Origin of the sequence: Halomonas ramblicola, assembly GCF_030409215.1 — a bacterium.
Lineage (GTDB): Bacteria > Pseudomonadota > Gammaproteobacteria > Pseudomonadales > Halomonadaceae > Halomonas > Halomonas ramblicola.
In genome coordinates this window covers 34,559-54,157 of sequence record NZ_JAUFPL010000016.1, presented here as the reverse complement: position 1 = coordinate 54,157, position 19,599 = coordinate 34,559, and the positions used below count along the sequence as shown (strand labels likewise).

Here is a 19,599-nt window from a genome sequence, read left to right as displayed (position 1 = left end):
CAGCCCGGCTGCCGTAACGTGCGACGGCCGGCAGCCTGGGCTGCCGGCCGGGTCAGGCATCCATGCCCGAAAGGCGCGTCTTACAGATCGGACGTCTGCAGCTGGGCGCGATCGGCGACCTTCTCACGGGTCTGCTCGCGCTCGGCCTCCGGCAGCGGGATCAGGCCGATGTCCGCCAGGTAGCCCCCCTCGCCGATCATGGTCTCGGAGACGAACATGTCGACGTACTCATACAGCGGCGGCACGTCCTCGGCGTGCTGGTTCTTGACGTAGAAGAACAGCGAGCGGGCGATCGGGTAGTCGCCGGCGCTGATGGCCTCGGCTTCGGGCTCGACGCCGCCGATGCTGGAGGCGACCAACGAATCCGGATTTTCCACCAGGAAAGAGTAGCCGAAGATGCCGAAGGCGTCGGTGTCCTCGGTGAGGCGCTGGACGATCAGGTTGTCGTTCTCGCCGGCGTCGATGTAGGCGCCGTCGGCACGGATCTCGGTATAGGCCTCGCCGTAGGCGTCCAGCTCCTCGGAGGCGCTTTCCATCACCAGCTCCTCGAAGGCGTCACGGGTGCCGGAGGTGCTGGGCGGGCCGTAGATGGAGATCTCGCGATCCGGCAGCGCGGAATCGATGTCGCTCCAGTTGGTGTAGGGGTTGTCGACCAGCTCGCCGTCCACCGGCACCTGGGCGGCCACGGCCAGGAACAGCTGCTCGAGGGTCAGGTCCAGGGCCTCGTTCTGGCTGGACTGGGCGAAGACGATGCCGTCGGAGCCGATCTTGACCTCGGTGACGTCGGTCACGCCGTTCTCTTCGCAGCGCTCCAGTTCGGAGGCCTTGATGCGACGCGAGGCGTTGGAGATGTCGGGCGTGCCCTCACCCACGCCGTTGCAGAACAGGCGGATGCCGCCGCCGGAACCGGTGGACTCGATGACCGGGGTCGGGTACTCGGTCACCGCACCGAACTCCTCGGTCACGTAGCTGGCGAACGGATAGACGGTGCTGGAACCCACGATGCGGATCTGGTCGCGCGCCTGGGCAACGCCGGCGACGCCCATCACGGCGGCGGCGATCACGGTGGTCTTGAAAGCGCGGCTCTTGAGGATGCGATTCATGGAGCGATCTCCTGTTGAGGACAGTGTGCAACCTTCGCGAGTCACACCTTGCCCCAGGGAGATGACAGCTTCGTGACAACCATGACGCCCGAGCGCATCGGCGTCTCAGGCCGGCGCCACCCGGCCCGCCAGCACGCGGATGCCCAGGTTGGCCAGCAGCGAGGCACCGAGCATGGTGCCAACCATGGGCCAGGCGCTGTCCACCTCGAAGGCCCCCACCAGCACCCCGGCCAGCGCCCCACAGGAGAACTGCACGCTGCCCTGCAGCGCCGCGGCGGTGGCGCTCATGTGATGGAAGCGGTCGAGCAGCGAGGTGATGGCGTTGGGGGCGATCAGCCCGATGGTGCCGGCGAAGGCCATGATCAGCGGCACCATGGTGGCGAGCGATTCCAGCCCGGTGACCACCATCAGCCCCAGGCCCACCGCCGCGGCCAGCTGGATGGCCAGTCCCAGACGCAGGTTCTGCTGGGGGCTGCGCCATCTCAGCAGGCGGATGTTGAGGCGGTTGGAGGCCACCATGGTCAGGACGTTGACCCCGAACACCAGCGGATACAGCGACGGGGTCAGGCCGAAGTGCTCCAGGTAGAGAAACGGCGAGGCGGTGACGAAGGCGAACAGGCCGGCGAAGGACATGGCGGCGGCCGAGACGTAACCCATGGCCTGGCGGTCGCCCAGCACGGAGGCGTAGTTCGCCAATACCTGGCGCAGCGTGGTCGCCGACTCGCCGGGTGCCCGGGTCTCCGGCAAGCGGGTGCCCATCAGCCAGATCAGGAAGGCGGCATAGGTGGCCAGGAAGACGAAGATCAGCCACCAGTCGGCCAGGTAGAGCAATCCACTGCCCACCACCGGCGCTACCAGCGGCGCCATCAGCATGATGATTGCCATGGTCGACATCACCCTGGCCGCCTCACGCCCGTGGAAGCAGTCGCGCACGATGGCCGCCGAGTTGACCACCGTGGCGCCGCCGCCCAGCGCCTGGACGAAGCGCCAGCCCAGCAGTTCGGGAAGCGAGTCCACGCCGGTGATCACCAGGCTGGCCAGCAGGAAGACCACCAGGCCGCCGAGCAGCACCGGCTTGCGCCCCACCCGGTCGGAGACCGGGCCGAACACCAGCTGGCCCAGGGCGAAGCCGGCCAGGAAGCTGGAGAGCGACAGCTCGGTGTGGTGAATGCTGGCGCCGACGGCATCCGCCAGGGCGGCCATGGCCGGCAGGTAGGCGTCGATGGCGAAGGGGGCCAGGGCGGTGTTGGCGGCGACCAGCAGGGCCAGGCGACGGGCGTCGAGAGTCAAGGCGGCTCCCCGGTTGAGGTGGATGACGAATTGAATAGGACGCTAATTATACCCCAGGATCGCCGCGCCTGCCGGCGCCTGTTCGCTATCGGGCAGGCTTGCTAGAGTGGAGGGCTCGATACACGAGGAGCCCAGATCCATGCCCGACGACCTGCTTTCGCAACTCAAGGCGATGACCACGGTGGTCGCCGATACCGGCGACATCGAGGCGATCCGCCGCTTCCAGCCCACCGACGCCACCACCAATCCCTCGCTGATCCTGCAGGCCGCCCAGCAGGAGGCGCGGCGCGACCGCCTGGCCGAACTCGCCCGTCGGGCCATCGACATGGACGACGCCCTGGATGCCGTGGCGGTGGAGATCGGCAGCGAGATCAGCGAACTGGTGCCTGGCTACGTCTCCACCGAGGTCAGCGCCCGGCTCTCCTTCGACACCGAGGCCACCCTGGCCCGCGCCCGCTCGCTGATCGAGCGCTACGGTCGGCACGGCGTCGGCCCCGAGCGCATCCTGATCAAGGTGGCCTCCACCTGGGAAGGCATTTGCGCCGCCCGCCAGCTGGAACGCGAAGGCATCCATACCAACCTCACCCTGCTGTTCAGCTTCGCCCAGGCCCAGGCCTGCGCCGACGCCGGCGTCACCCTGGTCTCGCCCTTCGTGGGCCGCATCCTCGACTGGCACAAGGCCCAGGAACCCGACGCCGACTTCGACGGCGATCGCGACCCGGGCGTGCAGTCGGTGAAGCGGATCTACGACCACTACAAGGGGCATGGCTACCACACCGTGGTGATGGGCGCCAGCTTCCGCAACAGCGGCGAGATCCTCTCCCTGGCCGGCTGCGACCGGCTGACCATCTCGCCGAAGCTGCTCGAGGAACTGGCCGAGACCCGGGGCAGCCTGACGCCTCGCCTCACCCCCCAGGACGCCGAAACCCACCCGCCGGAGCCGCTGGACGAGGCGGAGTTCCGCTGGGCGCTCAACGAGGACGCCATGGCCACCGAGAAGCTGGCCGAGGGGATCCGGAAGTTCATGGCCGACCAGCGCAAGCTGGAAAGCCTGCTGGCCGAGCTGAGGAAGGGCTGAGCCAAGAGATCAGGTTCTTGGCGCTTTGGCGTGGTACCGCCCGGTAGGAGGCCAATTCATTGGGCGATGGAGGCCGAAGGCCTCCCCGGCGGTAGCCACCCCAACGATACCGACACCACCGGGGCGCCTGACGGCGCCAGTCGCGATGCATAGCCGGAACGCCGGACCGTTCCCTCCTACAGGCATGTATCAGGCCAACGCGCGATAGCCCTTTCCATCCGGCGGCTCAGTGATGGTGCGAGGTGGCCTCCTGGGCCTCGAGCATCTCCACCAGGGGCTGGAACTCCTCGCGGTTGTGCTCGTTCATGCGCATCAGGATGCGGTGTGCCTCGAGGATCCGCTGGCGGGTCTCCTCAACGTCGCAGGGGACCTCGGGCAGCTCATGGAGCTCACGGGTCTCGGTGATGGGGGCATCCATCAAGGTGAAGTAGCCGGAGAAGCCCATGACATCCAGCATGCGCCGGATATCGGGATTGTCGGCGACGATGGTGGGACGTTCGGCGAGGCGCCCCTGCACCGCCATGGCCACCTTGGCCAGGAAACCCAGCGCGGTGGAGTCGATGTTGGTGGCGTCTCGCAGGTCGACGATCAACGTCTCCAGCCCAGGCGTCTCGGCGAGTTGCCGGGCCTGACGGTCCAGGGTGGCACACAGGGTCAGGCGAACATCGCCACAGAGCTTCAGCACGAAGACTCCGGCGTCGAATGCCGCCTTGATGCGTCCTTCATGAGTCAACATTGGCCAAATCCGCTCAACATCATGATCGTCAGGTCATCGGGCAGCGCTTCGTGCTCCTCGTCGCCATCGGCGGCATCGCCGTCCGGCAAGCCGAGGGCCAGGCTACCCCGCAGGTCCTCCAGTGTGGCGCTGGCCAGGACCCGCCGCTCAAGCTCCCTGAGCCGCATGTCGAGCGTATCGCCCGGCAGGCACTCCAATACTCCATCCGAACACAGGCATAAGCGGAAGTTCTCCGGTAGCTCGTAGCCGAGCACCGGGTAATCCGCCCCGGGAAACAGCCCCACCGGCATGCCCTCGCCGGCCAGCGGATGGACTTCGCCGTCGGCCACCAGCAGCGGCATGGGGAGCTGTGCGCCCAGCGAATAGTGAAGATAGCGACGCTCCAGGTCAATGATACCGACGAACAAAGTGGCGTGCTTGCCGATGCCGGTATCCAGCAGTTCGCGGTTGAGGTCGGCCAGCCAGCGCGGTGGCACGCCCTCGGGATTCGTCCCATCCCATTCCGCCTGCCAGCGATTGGCCAGGTACTTGAGCAGCACGGTGACGAAGGCCGAGGAGGCGCCGTGGCCGGAGACGTCGGCGAAGTAGAACAGCAGGTGACGCTCGTCGAGGCGCTGGAAGTCGAGGAAGTCGCCGGAGAGGTAGAGCGAGGGAGCGAACCAATAATCGCAGGTGACGCCGCCCAGCGTCTGGGGGCGGGCCGGCAGCATCTTGCGCTGGATCTGCCCTCCCGCCTGCTGGTCGAGGCGCAGCATGGCCAGGTGGGTTTCCAGCGTCTCGTTGAGCTCCTCCAGTTGGGCCTGGTCGCGGCGCCGGGCATCCTCCAGGTCGCGCAGCTCGATCACCTTGCGGATCATGCGGCGCAGCAGCTGGCCGTGTCGCCGAGGCTCGACGATGTAGTCCACCAGGCCGGCATCCACGGCGGTGAGCAGTTCCGGGGCCTGTCGGCTGTCGCTGACCACCAGGGTGGGCAACCGTTCGCTCAAGGCAGACCAGGCGGCGGGCGGTACCGCCCGGACATGGGCTACCACCAGCGACACCTCGGGTGGCAGTTCCTCGGGGCTGTCCACGGCCATCACCGCCAGGCCGTCGCGGGCGATGGTCTCGGCGAGGTCGTCCCGGGCCTGGCCCGGGAAGTCGATCACGCCGATCAGCTGCTTAAGACGATCCATGCCAGGGCCTCAGTCGGAAAAGGCGTCATCGAAATCGGCGTCGTCGAACTCGAACTCGTCGCTGGCGAAGGGGTCGTCGCCGAGTTCGCCGTCGCTGACCTCATAGCGGCGCTGCTGCAGCCAGGCGTCGCGGATGAAGCTGTAGCGATCGCCGCGAATCAGTTCCTCCCGGTCCAGCAGGCCGGCCCGGATATCCACCACCCGCAGCGCCGTGAGGCCGAGGCGCACGGCGTCGTCTTCCACGTAGGTGGTGGGATAGGTGTACCCGTCCACCGGCAGGCCGCCGGTGTCGCGCACCGTACTCGGCCCCAGCAACGGCAGCACCAGGTAGGGCCCTTCGCCGACCCCCCAGGCCCCCAGGGTCTGGCCGAAGTCCTCCTCGCGACCGGTGATCTCCATGTGGGTGGCGAAGTCCCACAGGCCGCCGATGCCCACCGTGGTGTTGATCAGGAAGCGCGCCGTGGCGACGCCGGCGTTGCCCGGCTTGCCCTGCAACAGGCTGTTAAGCGCGGTGCGCGGCTCGCCCAGATTGGCGAAGAAGTTTCCCACCCCAGTCTGCACCGGATCCGGGGTGACGAAGCGATAGCCGCGTGCCACCGGCTTGAGGGCGTAACGATCGACCACCTCGTTGAAGGCGAACACCTTGCGGTTGAAGTCCTCCCAGGGATCGTCGGGGTGGCGCTCCTCCGGCGTGCCGGTGCTGGCACAGCCGCCCAGCAGCACCACCGCCATCAACGCCACCATGACTACGCCGGCGCGCCCGCCGTCCCTGTCTCCTTGCCTCATGCCTGCCTCCCTGTGGTTGTCCATGTCATCCCGCCGCACCGACCCGTGCACGCCGCACCACCACGCTGCCGGCGCTGTAGCCGGCGCCGAAGGAGCAGATGACGCCGAGCTCGCCGTCCTCGAGGTCGGCGTGATGCAGGTGGAAGGCAATGATCGAGCCCGCCGAGCTGGTGTTGGCGTAGCGGTCGAGGATCACCGGTGCCTCGCGCTCCTCGGGGTCGCGACCCAGCACCCGGCGGGCGATCAGGTCGTTCATGTGGCAGTTGGCCTGGTGCAGCCAGAGCCGCGCCAGGTCGCCGCCCGACAGCGACAGGCTCGCCAGGTGCTCGCCGATCAGCGCCGCCACCAGGGGGCACACCTCCTTGAAGACACGACGCCCCTCCTGGACGAACAGCTTGTCCAGGGCCTGGGGGTCGCTGTCGGTGACCCGATTGAGGAAGCCGGCGTTGTTGCGGATGGCGTTGGAGAAGCGGGTGACGAGCCGGGTGCCGAGGACCTCGAAGCGCACCTCGGCGACGGCCAGGTCGTCGCGCTCCAGCACGATGGCGGTGCAGGCGTCGCCGAAGATGAAGTGGCTGTCGCGGTCTCGAAAGTTGAGGTGCGCCGAGCAGATCTCGGGGTTGACCACCAGGGCGCGTCCGGCGCTGCCGGCGCGGATGGCGTTGGCCGCGGTCTCGATGGCGAAGGTGGCCGAGCTGCAGGCCACGTTCATGTCGAAGGCGTAGCCGCCGGCGCCGAGGGCGGCCTGGAGTTCCACGGCCACCGCCGGGTAGGGCCGCTCCAGGTTGGAGCAACCGACGATCACCAGGTCGATATCGGCGGCTGCCACCCCCGCCCCGTCGAGGGCCTCGCGCGCCGCGGAGAGTCCCATCTCGCACTGGATGGAGGGCTCGTCGTCGCTGCGCTCGCGCAGGCGCGGGCGCATGCGCCCGGGATCGAGGATGCCCTCGGCGTCCAGCACGTAGCGGCTATGGATGCCCGAGGCCTTGACGATGAAATCGCTGCTGGAAGGCTCCAGGCGTTCCTCGACGCCCGCCTCGGCTCGCCGCGCATTCTCGGCATCCACCCAGGCATTGAAGGTGGCCACCAGGGCGTCGTTGTCGATGGCGTGCGCCGGCGTGAAGAGTCCCGTACCGGTGATCACCACTTGGGTCATGCTGTTCTCCCTTGCTGCGGCCCCTGGGCCGCGCCTCAGCCGCGTCCGGTGATCTCCGCCCAGCGCTTCTCGAGGCGCTTCGCGGAGACCGGGAATCGGGTGCCCAGCTGCTGGGCGAAGAGCGACACGCGCAACTCCTCGATCCACCAGCCGAACTCGACGAGTGCCGGGTCCTCGACCCCGCCGCGCCGTTCGCTCTCGCGTCGGGCGGCCAGCCGGGACTCGAACTCCTGCACTTCCTGCATATGCATCTGGTCACGCATGCGCTCCCTGGGTGCCTTCTCCAGGCGGATCCGGGCGGCCTCCATGTAGCGAGGATATTCCGCCAGCCATTGCCCCGCCTCGGCGACGAATCCCGGATGCACCAACCGCGCCATCTGGGCCTTGAGGTCACTGTAGACCAGCGCCAGGGCCAGATTGAGGTTGCCTTTCAGCGCCTTGGTCACGGCCAGGTGACCCTCCAGGGCGTTCTTCAGGGTGGCCACCAGGTTCTCGGCATGGGGCACCAGGTCGGCCCGGGTCACGGCGAGCCGCGCCTCCAGCTCGGCCGCCGAACGTGGCAGCGGGTCCACGGCAATCACTTGCTGGAAGACCGCCGTCACCACGTCGTCGACCAGTTGTCGCTTGCTGCCCACCTTGGCGAACAGCAGCGCACAGGTGTCGAGTCCCTCGAGCCGTTCGATCGCACGCACCGGGTCGGGCAGGCGCCTCCTGGCCAGGCGTACCACGCCGTCGCGATGGGCCTCACGCGCCTTGTCGACGTGATCGAAGAGCTCCACCCGGAAGGCCTCGCCGTCGGCGACCAGGGCCGGATAGGCCTCGACCCGGATACCGGCCTGGGTGGTCACCCGCGACTCGGGCAGCGCCTGCTCGGGCAGCCCCTCCACCGGGGCCTCGAGGCTGGCCTCGGCGGTCAGGGCGCGGGCCCCCTGCCCCGCCGCCTCCTCGAAGCGCCGCTCCAGCTCGCGGGCGTCACGCCCCTGCCCCAGCACCCGGCCGTCGTGGTCGACCACGCGCAGGTTCATCACCAGGTGGGGCTCCAACTGGTCGAGATGCCAGTCGTCGGGATGGACGCGTACCCCGGTCTTGCGGCGCAGGAACTCGCCCAGCGCCTCGCTGAGCGGCACGTCGTCCGGCGCCATGGCCTCCAGGGCGGCATCCACCCAGTCGGGAATCGGCACCACCTGGCGGCGGATCGCCTTGGGCAGCGACTTCATCAGGGCGATGCACTTCTCGCGCAGCAGCCCCGGCACCAGCCACTCCAGGCGCGCCAGGGGGAGCTGCGGCAGCATGGCCGCCGGCACGGTCAGGGTCACGCCGTCGTCGGGCGCCCCGGGTTCGAAATGATAGGCGAGCGGATAGCGCACCCCGTTCAGCACGAGCTCGTCCGGGTAGTCCGCCTGGGTGACCTCGCTGGCCTCGCGGGCCAGCAGCGCTGAGCGGTCGAACTTGAGGATGTCGGGATCGTCGGCCTCGGCCTTCCGGCGCCACGCCTCGAAGCCCTTGCCGTTGACGATATCCGCGGGAATGCGCTCGTCGTAGAAGGCGAACAGCGTCTCCTCGTCCACCAGGATGTCACGCTTGCGGGCGCGGTCCTCCAGGTCCTCGACCTCCTCGACCAGCGCCCGGTTGTGGGCGAAGAACTCGCCGCGGGTCCTGAACTCGCCTTCCACCAGGGCGCGACGGATGAACAGCTCCCGGGACTCCTGTGGGGCAATGGGGCCATAGTGCACCTTGCGGCCGCTGACGATGGGCAGGCCGAACAGGGTCACCTGCTCCTTCGCCACCACCTGGGCGCGCTTCATCTCCCAGTGGGGTTCCGCGTAGCTGCGCTTGACCAGGTGCCCGGCCAGCGGCTCGATCCACTGCGGATCGATCTTCGCCACGGTGCGCGCGAAGAGCCGCGAGGTCTCCACCAGCTCGAAGGCCATCAGCCACTTGGGCGACTTCTTCGCCAGCCCCGAACCGGGGTGGATGACGAACTTGCGGTTACGGGCACCGAGGTACTCGCGGTTCTCGTTGAGCAGGCCCAGGTGCGAGAGCAGCCCGGGCAGCAGCGCCTGGTGCAGGGCCACGGCGGCGCGGCGGCGTGCCTGGGCGCGGACCTCGTCGCGCTCCTCTCTTCCTGCTGGGGGTTCGGGCAGCGGCGCGGGCGGCGGCACCTCGATCTCCATGTCGCGCAGCAGCTGGCGCAGCTGGCGGAAGGTGTCGTGCCACTCGCGCATCCGCAGGTAGTTGATGTAGTGCTCCTTGCACCAGCGCCGCAGCTGGTTGCCGGAGAGCGCCTCGCGGGCCGCCTCGAAACCGTGCCAGAGGTTGAGCAGGGCCACGAAGTCGGAGTCCGGGTCCTGCCAGCGGCGGTGGGCCTGGTCGGCGGCCTCGCGCTTCTCCGCCGGGCGGTCGCGGGGGTCCTGCACGGCCAGGCCGGCGACCACGATCAGCACCTCGCGCAGGCAGCCCTGCTCGGCCCCGGCCAGCACCATGCGCGCCAGGCGCGGGTCGATGGGCAGCCGGGCCAGCTTGCGCCCGATGGGCGACAGACGCTTGGCGTCGTCCACCGCGCCCAGCTCGAAGAGCAGCCGGAAGCCGTCGTTGACGAAGCGCGAGTCGGGCGGGTCGACGAAGGGGAAGGCCTCGATGTCATCGGGTTTCAATGACAGCAGCGACAGCATCGACAGGATCACCGAGGCCAGGTTGGTGCGGCGGATCTCGGGGTCGGTGAACTCGGGCCGGGAGAGGAAGTCCTCTTCGTCGTAGAGGCGGATGCACACGCCTTCGGCGATCCGGCCACAGCGCCCCTTGCGCTGGTCGGCGCTGGCCTGGCTGACCGGTTCCACCGGCAGGCGCTGAATCTTGGCGCGATAGCTGTAGCGACTGATGCGGACCAGCCCCGGGTCGATGACGTAGCGGATGCCCGGCACGGTGAGCGAGGTTTCCGCCACGTTGGTGGCCAGCACGATGCGCCGCCCGGCGTGGGGCGCGAAGACGCGGTTCTGCTCGGCGTTGGAGAGCCGCGCATAGAGCGGCAGGATCTCGGTGCCGCGCAGGTCGGCGCGGCGCAGGGTATCGGCGGTCTCGCGGATCTCGCGCTCGCCGGGCAGGAACACCAGGATGTCGCGGGGGCCGTGGAACCAGCGCTTGTCGCGCTCGATCCCCTCGATCTCCTCCACGGCCTGCAGGATGCCCTCCTGCAGGGTGCGATCGGCCTCGTCGTCGGCCTCGCGCACCAGCGGACGGTAGCGCACCTCCACCGGATAGGTGCGTCCGGAGACCTCCACCACCGGGGCCGGGCGCCCCGGCTCGCCGAAGTGCTCGGCGAAGCGCTCCACGTCGATGGTCGCCGAGGTGATGATCACCTTGAGGTCGGGGCGCCGGGCGGTGAGCCGCTTGAGGTAGCCGAGCAGGAAGTCGATGTTGAGGCTGCGTTCGTGGGCCTCGTCGATGATGATCGCCTCGTAGCGGCGCAGGTCGGGGTCGTGGCGGGTCTCGGCCAGCAGGATGCCGTCGGTCATCAGCTTGACCTGGGTGTCGTCGCCGCTCTGGTCGGTGAAGCGCACCTGATAGCCCACCTGCTCGCCCAGCGGGGTCTCGAGCTCCTCGGCCAGGCGCGCCGCCACCGAGCGGGCGGCCAGGCGCCGCGGCTGGGTGTGGCCGACCAGGCCGCGCCGCCCCAGCCCCAGTTCCAGGCACAGCTTGGGCAGCTGGGTGGTCTTGCCGGAACCGGTCTCGCCGGCCACCACCACCACCTGGTGGTCGGAAAGCGCACGGAGGATCTCCTCACGGCGCTCGGCCACCGGCAGTGCGGGGGGATAGTTCAGGGTCACCGGCCGTGCGCTGCGCCGCGCCACCCGCGCCCGGGACGCCTCGACCGCCTCGGCTACCCGGGGCAGGCCGCGATCCACCGGCTTGCCCTCCTCGAGCCGGCGCGCCAGGCCGCCCAGGCGCTTCTCCAGGGCCGGCCGGTCGCGCAGCATGACGTCGTCCAGCCGACGGCGCAGGTCACGCAGCCGGTCGGCGTCCGAGATGGCGTCTGAAGGGGGAGAAACGGCGGTGGTCACGTCGGACACGGCGACTCCGGTGGCAGGCTGACGGGAAACCGCCCGCAGCGGCAAAGCGCTACGGGCGATTCATTGTAACGCCGCGAGCCTGGCGGCGCCTAATCGCGACCATTGCCGCTGTCTATCGCGGCCCAAGGGCCCGGCTATCGATCGGGGTGGGGCTATTCGCCGGCCTGGGTCTTGCCTTGCTCCTCGTCGCGTAGCTGGCGGCGCAGGACCTTGCCCACGTTGGTTTTCGGCAGCTCGTCGCGCAGTTCGATGGTCTTGGGCACCTTGTAGGCGGTCAGCTCCTTCTTGCACCAGGCGCGCAACTCCTCGGGGTCGAGGCCGTCGCCGCGGGGCACCACGAACAGCTTGATCGCCTCGCCGCTGGCCTCGTCCGGCACCCCCACGGCGGCGGACTCCAGCACGTCGGGATGGGTGGCGACCACGTCCTCCACCTCGTTGGGATAGACGTTGAAGCCGGAGACCAGGATCATGTCCTTCTTGCGGTCGACGATACGAATGTAGCCGTCCTCCTGGAGCACGGCGATGTCGCCGGTGTGGAACCAGCCGCCGGCATCGATCGCCCCGGCGGTCTCGTCGTCACGGTTCCAGTAGCCCTTCATCACCTGGGGCCCCTGCACGCAGAGTTCGCCGGGCTCGCCGAACGGCAGGTCGTTGCCGTCGGCATCCACCACCTTGACCCGGGTGCCGGCCACCGGCTTGCCGATGGTGCCGAGCTGGATGGCGTCCACCGGGTTGAAGCTGACCACCGGGGAGGTCTCGGTGAGCCCGTAGCCCTCGGCGATGTCGCAGCCGGTCACCGCCTTCCAGCGCTCGGCCACGGCGCGGGTCAGCGCCATGCCGCCCGAGATGGTCAGGTGCAGCCCCGAGAAGTCCAGCGCACGGAAGTCCTCGCGGTTGCACAGGGCGTTGAACAGGGTGTTGAGGCCGATGAAGGCGGTGAAGCGCCGCTTCTGCAGTTCCTTGACGAAGGCCGGCAGGTCGCGGGGATTGGTGATCAGCACGGAGTGGTTGCCGGTCTCCATCAGGAACAGGCAGTTCACCGTGAAGGTGTAGATGTGGTAGACCGGCAGCGGCGCGATCACCTCCTCCTCGCCATTGTGCAGTCCCGGGCCGATGGCCTGCCCGGCCTGGAGCATGTTGGCCACCAGGTTGCGATGGGTGAGCATGGTGCCCTTGGCCAGGCCGGTGGTGCCGCCGGTGTACTGCAGCGCCGCGATGTCGTCGAGCTCCCGCTGGACCTCGCGGTGCTCCCGCGAGGCGCCCTGCTTCAGGGCCTGCCGGAAGGCCACGGCACCGGGCAGCGAGTACCTCGGCACCAGCTTCTTGACGTGCCTGACCACGGCGTTGATCAGCTGCCGCCTGGGGAAGCCGTGGAGGTCGGCCAGCTCGGTGACCACCACGTGCCGGATATCGGTGCGCTCGAGGATCCGCTCCAGCTTGTCGGCCATGTTGGCCAGGATGACGATCGCCCTGGCGCCGGAATCCTTGAACTGGTGGGCCATCTCGCGCTCGGTGTAGAGCGGGTTGGTGTTGACCACCACCAGGCCGGCGCGCATGGCGCCGAACACCGTCACCGGGAACTGCAGCAGGTTGGGCAGCTGGATGGCGATGCGATCGCCCGGCTCCAGGTCGGTCTCATGCTGCAGCCAGGCGGCGAAGTCGCCGGACAGGCGCTCCAGCTCGGCAAAGCTCAGCGTCTGGCCCATGCAGGAGAAGGCCGGCTTGTCGGCGTAGTTGCCCACCGCGGCGTGGAAGACGTCGGTGACCGAGCGATAGTCATCCACCCCCTGGAGTTCGGGGCCGGTCAGGATGGGGGCGTTGGCATGCTCACTCATGGGCGTAGTCTCCGCGATATCGCCGATGACAGGGGCACATCGGCCTTGTTGTTTTCCCGGGGCCTACCTTATACCGGGCGGGATGCACTGTAAAACAGCCAATTGAAACAGTTGTTTCTATTCGTCGGGCCGTGTCGCCCGCGCCTCACCCACGGCATCCGAGGACGCAGGACGCCGGCCATAACTCGCCTGGATGATGCCGTCCCGCCACACCAGCAGCTCGCCGGGGGACATGCGCTCCCAGTCCTCGTTGTCGGTGAGCGGCTCGGTGGCGATCACCGAGACGATATCGTCCGGCGTGGTGTGCTCGGCGAAGTTCACGGCGAGTTCGGCATCCGAGAGGCTTGCCTTGCCGAAGGGCGCCCGGCGGGTGATATGGGCCAGCTTGGTGGAACAGAAGGTATAGAGGTAGTCGCCGTCGGCGAGCAGCAGGTTGAAGACGCCGAGGCCGCGCAGGCGCTCGCAGAGCTGGTGCAGCAGGCGCCACAGCTGCTCCCGTTCGGCCGGCGCCTCGGGCCGTTCGGGGAAGCGCCGGCGCAGCTCGCCCAGCAGCCAGCAGAAGGCGTGCTCGCTGTCGGTATCGCCCACCGGCCGATAGAAGGAGAGCGGCAGCGACGACCAGCCGGTGAGCTGGCCGTTGTGGGCATAGCACCAGGGCTGGCCCCACATCTCGCGAACGAAGGGATGGGTGTTGGCCAGCCGCACCTGCCCCACGTTGGCCTGGCGGATATGGCTGATGACGATGTTCGACTTGATGGGATAGTCGCAGATCAGCCGGGCGATGGGCGAGCGCACCGAGGGATGGGGGTCGCGGAAGTCGCGGTAGCCGCCCTCCTCGTAGAAGGCGATGCCCCAGCCGTCGCGGTGGGGCCCGGTGCCGCCGCCGCGATGCAGGAAGCCGGTGAAGCTGAAGCAGATGTCGGTGGGAACGTTGGCACTCATGCCCAGCAGCTCACACATGGGGCTCCTCCCGATGCGGGATGCGACGGTGGCGGCGGCGCCGGCGGCGCAGCGCCGCCAGCAGGACCAGGACGGCGAAGATGGCGAGGCCGGCCAGCGCCCAGGCACGCGGGTCTTCGCGGTAGGCCTCGAGACGCCGCCGCGTCTCGGGCCAGCTCGACCGCCAGAGTGTCACGCCACGCGCGACCAGGTCGTTGACGGCGGTAACGAAGCGCTCCACCGCCCCTTCCGGCGCCTCGCCACCCGGCCGGCCGGTGCTCAGGTCCTCGTGGAAGCGGTCGCCGGAGAGGCGTCCGCCCTCCCCGGCCAGGTCGAGGCCGGTGGCCGCCTGGTCGAAGAGCAGCAGGCGCGGCAGGCGCAGCTCGCGCTCCTCGCCGTCCAGGCGGACCCGTGCGCGGAGCAGCAGCGGCCGGCTGACGCTGTCGTCGAGTTCCGGCAGGGGGATCTGCCAGCGCCGCGCGTCGATGGCCTCGGCCTCGAGACGCTCGCCGCCCAGTTCCCCCCAGGGAAAGGCGTTGTCGCGATCCAGCTCGGGATGCACCGCCTCCAGCACCACGCGCTGGCGCTCCGGCTCGTGGCGTCCGCGGATGGCCGGCAGCACATTGACCGCCTGGAGTCGCTGGCGCACCAGACCCTCGGCCTCGGCGCGCACCCGCAATCGGGCGCTGCCGGCCAGCGCCGGTGCCGGCAGCTCGCCGCGGAAGCGTTCGCCATCGCGCTCGAGGCGCAGGGCGGCCTGGACCTCGTCGTCGGCGTCGAGCAGCTCGACCCGCACGCTCAGGCCCTCCAGTGCCTCCCCGTAGGGGCGGCCGTTGCGCTCCAGCCAGGCCTCCACCGGCACCGGGAAGCCCAGGTAGAGGGTGGCCGGCAGCTCGCCGGTGCGCAGCGACAGGGTCGAGGTCACCCCGATACGGCTGTCGTCCTCGATCTCCCCCTCCAGGCGCCACTCGCCGGGCATGGGATCGGGTACCCGGATAAGGTCGAAGCGCGGCTCCACCTGCCAGCGCCCCCCGGGCGGCGGCGATTCGGCACGATAGACGCTGCCGTCGGGGGCCACCAGGCCCAGGGGCTCGGCATCGGGGGCGTGGAAGAGCAGTGCCGAGAAGGCCTCGACGCCGGGCTCGATGGCGAAGCGCCCCTCGCGCAGGGGAATCTGGTCGGCGGGGAAGATGCGCTCGACGATGTCCAGAAAGGCGCCGAGCAGGCTCTCGGGGGACTCCACCAGGGCCGGCAGACCGCCGGTGCGCCGCGCCAGGCGCTCCACCAGCGCCATGTCGGCCTGATCGGAGAAGGCGATGGCATGCACCACCGTGCCCTGCTCGGCCAGGTGCGGGGCCAGTTCCTCGAGCAGTGCCCGTCGCGAGGCCTCGTCCACCGCCGGCTTGTCGCCGCGGGTCGGTGACAGGTCGATCACGCCGTCGGTGAGCAGCACCAGGTGGCGCGGACCATTGGCCTCGGCATCGGCCGCCCGGCGCACCGCGGCCTCGATGTCGGTGAAGGGCTGGACGCCTTCGAACTCGGGCCGGAGCTCGCGGGCCCGGGTCCGCCACTGTGCATCCACCTCGCTGAGCGGCAGGGGATTGTCGACCCGCTCGCCGAAGGTCCAGACCCCGGCGGAGGTGCCCTCGGGCAGCAGTGATACCAGCAGCTCCAGGGCGCTGGCGCTGAGCCGCTCCGGGTCGTTGTCGCGCATGCTGCCCGAGACGTCGATGATCACGCGCACGTCCGGGCGCCCCTCGACCGGCTGGGCCGACACGGTTGCCACACTCGGCCAGGCCAGGGCGATCAGCAGAAGGCCCCCGCCGATGCCGCGACATCCGGCCTTGACCACACGCCACCAGGCCATCCCGGGCTCCTTAGCCGATCATCGGCTCCCGACGCTGCGCACCGCCACGGCGTGGGGTGGCCGGCGTCTCATCCTCGTCGTCGTCCCTGTCGACGTAGTCGCCACGATGCCGGCCGCGCCACCACAGCAGCAGACCGAAGGCGGCACCCAGCGCCGCCCCCAGCACCGTCAGCACCAGGGCAAACGTCATCACCCCCGCGTTGCGCTCCAGGAAGGCCACCACGGCCACCACCACGGCCGGGGCGAAGCCGGTATAGAATTCCCCCTCCTCGAGCAACGGCAGCCGGAAGCGAGCCGGCATCCACATCACGCCGGCCACCAGCCAGGTGATCGGCAGCCGCAGCAGTCGCGGCAGGAAAGCCAGGCCCAGGTAGCCGGTCAGCAGCACCACCAGCGACAAGAGGCCATAGCTCAGCCATAGTAGGGTCATCGAATCGGTAATCGGCATTGCCACCTCGCTTTTTCACAATCCTGAGTATGGTACATCCCACGCCATGAAAGCACAGCCGCCCCATCATCCGGTGCCGGCCGACACGGCAGCGCCGGTCGTCCGTTTCCGTCGCCCCGCCGACCCCGCCTGGCACTGGCTCGAGAATCGCGACGACCCCGAGGTCACCGCCTTCCTGGAGGCGGCCAACGCCGAGTCCGACGCGTGGTTCGCGCCGTTCGAGGCACTCGTCGAGCGCCTCTACCATGGCCACCTGGCGCGCCGGGAGCTCGCCGTGCACGGCCTGCGCACCCCGCTGGACCACTATACCTACTGGAGCGAGACGGCCGCCGACGCCGACTACCCGGTGTGGTGGCGCCACCCCAACGGCAAGCCCGACCGCGCCGTGGCCTTCCTCGACCTGGAGGCCCGCGCCGCGTCCCACGACTTCCTGGAGCTCGGCGACATGGCGCTCTCCCCGGACGAGCGCTGGCTGGCCTGGACCGAGGACACGCGCGGCGACGAGATGTTCGACCTCTTCCTCATGTGCCTACCCGACGGCACGCCGGTGCGGCTGCTGGGGGGCATCGGCCCGGAGCTGACCTGGGCCGAGGACAACGCCACCCTGCTGTTCACCCGTTACGACGCCACCCAGCGCCCCGACAGCATCTGGCGCCTGCCGCTCGCCGAGGGGCAAGCCGGCGAGCCCGTGCTGGTGCTGCGCGAGGAGGACCCGGAGTTCTGGCTGGGCCTGGGCAAGACCCGCTCCCGGGAGTGGCTGGTGCTGGAGAGCGCCTCCAAGGACACCAGCGAGTGCCACCTGGTACCCGCCCGTGAGCCGGCAACGCCACCGCACCGCTTCCGCGAACGGGAGAGCGGCGTCGAGCTCGGCCTGGACCACCGCCCCGGCCACTTCTATCTGCTGCACAACCGCCAGGCACCCCACTTCCGGCTCGACACCCTCGACGAGGCGGACCTCGACCTTGGCACCGACGCCGCCCACTGGCGGCCGCTGCTCGATCACCGCGAGCACGCCACCCTGGAAGGCGTGGACGCCTTCGCCTGGGGCCTGGTGATCACCGAGCGCGACCATCAGGAGGCCCAGGTACACCTGCGAGTGATCGAGCTCGATGCGGCACACGCCATCACCCGCGACACGCGCCTGCCGCTGCCGGAGACGCCCTGCAGCCTGGCGCTGGGCGACGCGCCCCATTTCGACAGCCGCCGGCTGCGGCTGCGCGAGGAGTCCTTCGTGATGCCGGTGAGCTGGATCGAGCACGACCTGGACAGCGGGGCACGCGCCCTGCTCAAGCGCCAGCCGATCCATGGTGACCTGCCGCCCGAGGAACTCGCCTGCGAGCGGCTCTGGGCCACTGCCCACGACGGCGAGCGGATTCCCGTCTCGGTGGTGATGCGCGCCGACCTGGCGGGCCATCCACTGCCCACCCTGCTCTACGGCTACGGCGCCTACGGCGAGGTACTCGACCCCTGGTTCTCGGTGGCGCGCCTGGAACTGCTGGCCCGCGGAGTGGCCTTCGCCGTGGCCCACGTGCGCGGCGGCGGCGACCGCGGCGAGCCCTGGTACCTGGCCGGCAAGCTGGAGCACAAGGAGAACAGCTTCCGCGACTTCCTGGCCGCCCGAGACGCCCTGGTCACGCACGGCCTCTCCGACCCCGAACGCATCGCCGCCTATGGCGCCAGCGCCGGGGGACTGCTGGTGGGCGCCAGCCTCAACCTGGCCCCCGAGGCGTTCTGCGCGGCGGTGCTCGACGTGCCCTTCGTGGACGTGTTGCGCACCATGGAGAACCCGGACCTGCCACTGACCACCGCCGAATACACCGAATGGGGCAACCCCAACGAACCGGACGCCCGCAAACGCATCCGCGCCTACTCGCCGCTGGACAACCTGGCCTCCCAGCCCTGGCCCACGGTGTTCCTGCAGGGCAGCTGGCACGACACCCGGGTGCCCTACTGGGAGCCCGCCAAGCTCTATGCGCGGCTCACCGAGCTGGGTACCGCCCACGGTTCAGCGGAACGCCGGCCCGTCCTGCTGCGCACCGCCATGGCCGCCGGCCACGGCGGCGCCTCGGGGCGCTTCAAGGCATGGCACGACAACGCCCGCCAGGACGCCTTCATCCTCTGGGCGCTGGGGGTCGAGCCGCGCTCGACTTGACCCCGGACGCTGGACGTGATCGGTCCCGGTCAGGTCGAGCCTGGCCGGGACCGATCATCATACCCGGAACGTGACGGGGCAATCAGCTGCCGCCACCCGCTCCGCCCAGGGCACCACCCCCGGTGCCGCTGCCGGTACCCCCGTCGCCGCCGCTGCCGCCATTGCTGCCGCCATTGCCACCGGCACCGGAGCCACCGCCATCGTTACCGCCGCCGGAGCCGCCACTGCCACCGCCGCCATTGCCGCTGCCGGTGCCACCGTTGCCGCCACTACCGCCGCCGGAACCGCCGTTCCCTCCGCCGGTATTACCGCCACCGGGACCGTTACCGCCACCGTCGTCGCCGCCGCCGGAACCGCCGCCATTGTCGCCGCCGCCGGAACCGCCGCCATTGTCGCCGCCGCCGGAACCACCGCCATTGTCGCCGCCGCCGGAACCGCCGCCATTATCGCCGCCACCGGAACCACCGCCATTGTCGCCGCCGCCGGAACCGCCGCCATTGTCGCCACCGGAACCACCGTCATTGCCACCGTTGTCCCCGGAGCCGTCGTCACTACCGTTATCGGCACCGTCATCGCCCGAGCCGGGAGCGACGGTATCACCCAGGGCGACGCTGGCCAGGAAGCCGCCGCCGCAGCCCCCATCGTCGGGACCGCCACCGGGGCCACAGCCGCCGCCACTACCACCGCCGCTACCACCGGCGGCCGTCGGCGGCAGGACGTCCAGCAAGTCATCTTCCGACTCGTCGGTGATGACGTCATTCATGACCTCGGAAAGCTCCTCATCGGAGAGGTCGCTGCGCCAACTGCTGTCCTGGGCCCAGGCGGGCGTGGCCAACAGAGCCGTCACTGCCAGAGTCAACACCGTGTAACGTTTCATGATCCGTTCCCCCGAAACTCCCGATGGCCGATGGCGTATCCGCCCCCATAACGGATACAAATTGTTACCATGGGTTGAGCATCGCGGTTACGC

Annotated in this window: 14 protein-coding genes; 2 read left to right on the top strand and 12 right to left on the bottom strand. The window is 69.5% G+C overall.

Annotated features, from left to right (window positions below):
* Window positions 1–80: 80 nt before the first annotated feature.
* Both QWY80_RS03235 and QWY80_RS03230 read right to left on the bottom strand, forming a co-directional pair.
* Window positions 81–1,103: a substrate-binding domain-containing protein gene (locus tag QWY80_RS03235; RefSeq protein ID WP_290229254.1), complete on the bottom strand. Its 1,023-nt coding sequence runs from the start codon at window positions 1,101–1,103 to the stop codon at window positions 81–83.
* Window positions 1,104–1,208: 105 nt separating this feature from the next.
* Entirely contained in the window at window positions 1,209–2,393 is a 1,185-nt protein-coding gene (locus tag QWY80_RS03230; RefSeq protein WP_290229253.1) for a Bcr/CflA family multidrug efflux MFS transporter, read from the bottom strand.
* Between the two features lie 139 nt (window positions 2,394–2,532).
* Between QWY80_RS03230 and tal the strand changes: the two genes are divergently transcribed.
* Window positions 2,533–3,471, top strand: coding sequence for a transaldolase (tal, locus tag QWY80_RS03225; protein ID WP_290229251.1), 939 nt, complete (start codon window positions 2,533–2,535; stop codon window positions 3,469–3,471).
* Between the two features lie 226 nt (window positions 3,472–3,697).
* Here tal and QWY80_RS03220 read toward each other — a convergent pair whose 3' ends face one another.
* The 9 genes from QWY80_RS03220 to QWY80_RS03180 form a co-directional block, all read right to left on the bottom strand.
* Window positions 3,698–4,207 carry an STAS domain-containing protein gene (locus QWY80_RS03220; protein WP_290229250.1) on the bottom strand — a complete coding sequence of 170 codons (510 nt, stop codon included), beginning with the start codon at window positions 4,205–4,207 and terminating at the stop codon, window positions 3,698–3,700.
* Window positions 4,201–5,379, bottom strand: coding sequence for a PP2C family protein-serine/threonine phosphatase (locus QWY80_RS03215; RefSeq protein WP_290229249.1), 1,179 nt, complete (start codon window positions 5,377–5,379; stop codon window positions 4,201–4,203). The genes QWY80_RS03220 and QWY80_RS03215 overlap by 7 nt, the downstream gene beginning before the upstream one ends.
* A 9-nt stretch (window positions 5,380–5,388) precedes the next feature.
* Window positions 5,389–6,123, bottom strand: a complete 735-nt coding sequence (locus QWY80_RS03210) for an MlaA family lipoprotein (protein WP_435389259.1) — start codon at window positions 6,121–6,123, stop codon at window positions 5,389–5,391.
* 67 nt (window positions 6,124–6,190) lie between these two features.
* Window positions 6,191–7,321 carry a beta-ketoacyl-ACP synthase III gene (locus QWY80_RS03205; protein ID WP_290229246.1) on the bottom strand — a complete coding sequence of 377 codons (1,131 nt, stop codon included), beginning with the start codon at window positions 7,319–7,321 and terminating at the stop codon, window positions 6,191–6,193.
* Window positions 7,322–7,356: 35 nt separating this feature from the next.
* Window positions 7,357–11,379: an ATP-dependent RNA helicase HrpA gene (gene hrpA, locus QWY80_RS03200; RefSeq protein ID WP_435389258.1), complete on the bottom strand. Its 4,023-nt coding sequence runs from the start codon at window positions 11,377–11,379 to the stop codon at window positions 7,357–7,359.
* A 161-nt stretch (window positions 11,380–11,540) separates the two neighbouring features.
* On the bottom strand, window positions 11,541–13,223 hold the full coding sequence (locus QWY80_RS03195; protein ID WP_290229245.1) for an AMP-binding protein: 1,683 nt from the start codon (window positions 13,221–13,223) through the stop codon (window positions 11,541–11,543).
* A 117-nt stretch (window positions 13,224–13,340) separates the two neighbouring features.
* Entirely contained in the window at window positions 13,341–14,183 is an 843-nt protein-coding gene (locus QWY80_RS03190; protein WP_290229244.1) for a class II glutamine amidotransferase, read from the bottom strand.
* A complete protein-coding gene (locus QWY80_RS03185; protein WP_290229242.1) occupies window positions 14,176–16,029 on the bottom strand; it encodes a VWA domain-containing protein in 1,854 nt (617 codons plus the stop codon). The genes QWY80_RS03190 and QWY80_RS03185 overlap by 8 nt, the downstream gene beginning before the upstream one ends.
* Window positions 16,030–16,039: 10 nt before the next feature.
* On the bottom strand, window positions 16,040–16,477 hold the full coding sequence (locus tag QWY80_RS03180) for a hypothetical protein (protein WP_290229241.1): 438 nt from the start codon (window positions 16,475–16,477) through the stop codon (window positions 16,040–16,042).
* Window positions 16,478–16,523: 46 nt separating this feature from the next.
* Between QWY80_RS03180 and QWY80_RS03175 the strand changes: the two genes are divergently transcribed.
* Window positions 16,524–18,629, top strand: a complete 2,106-nt coding sequence (locus QWY80_RS03175) for a S9 family peptidase (protein WP_290229240.1) — start codon at window positions 16,524–16,526, stop codon at window positions 18,627–18,629.
* Between the two features lie 82 nt (window positions 18,630–18,711).
* Here QWY80_RS03175 and QWY80_RS03170 read toward each other — a convergent pair whose 3' ends face one another.
* On the bottom strand, window positions 18,712–19,506 hold the full coding sequence (locus QWY80_RS03170) for a hypothetical protein (RefSeq protein WP_290229238.1): 795 nt from the start codon (window positions 19,504–19,506) through the stop codon (window positions 18,712–18,714).
* Window positions 19,507–19,599 lie beyond the last annotated feature (93 nt).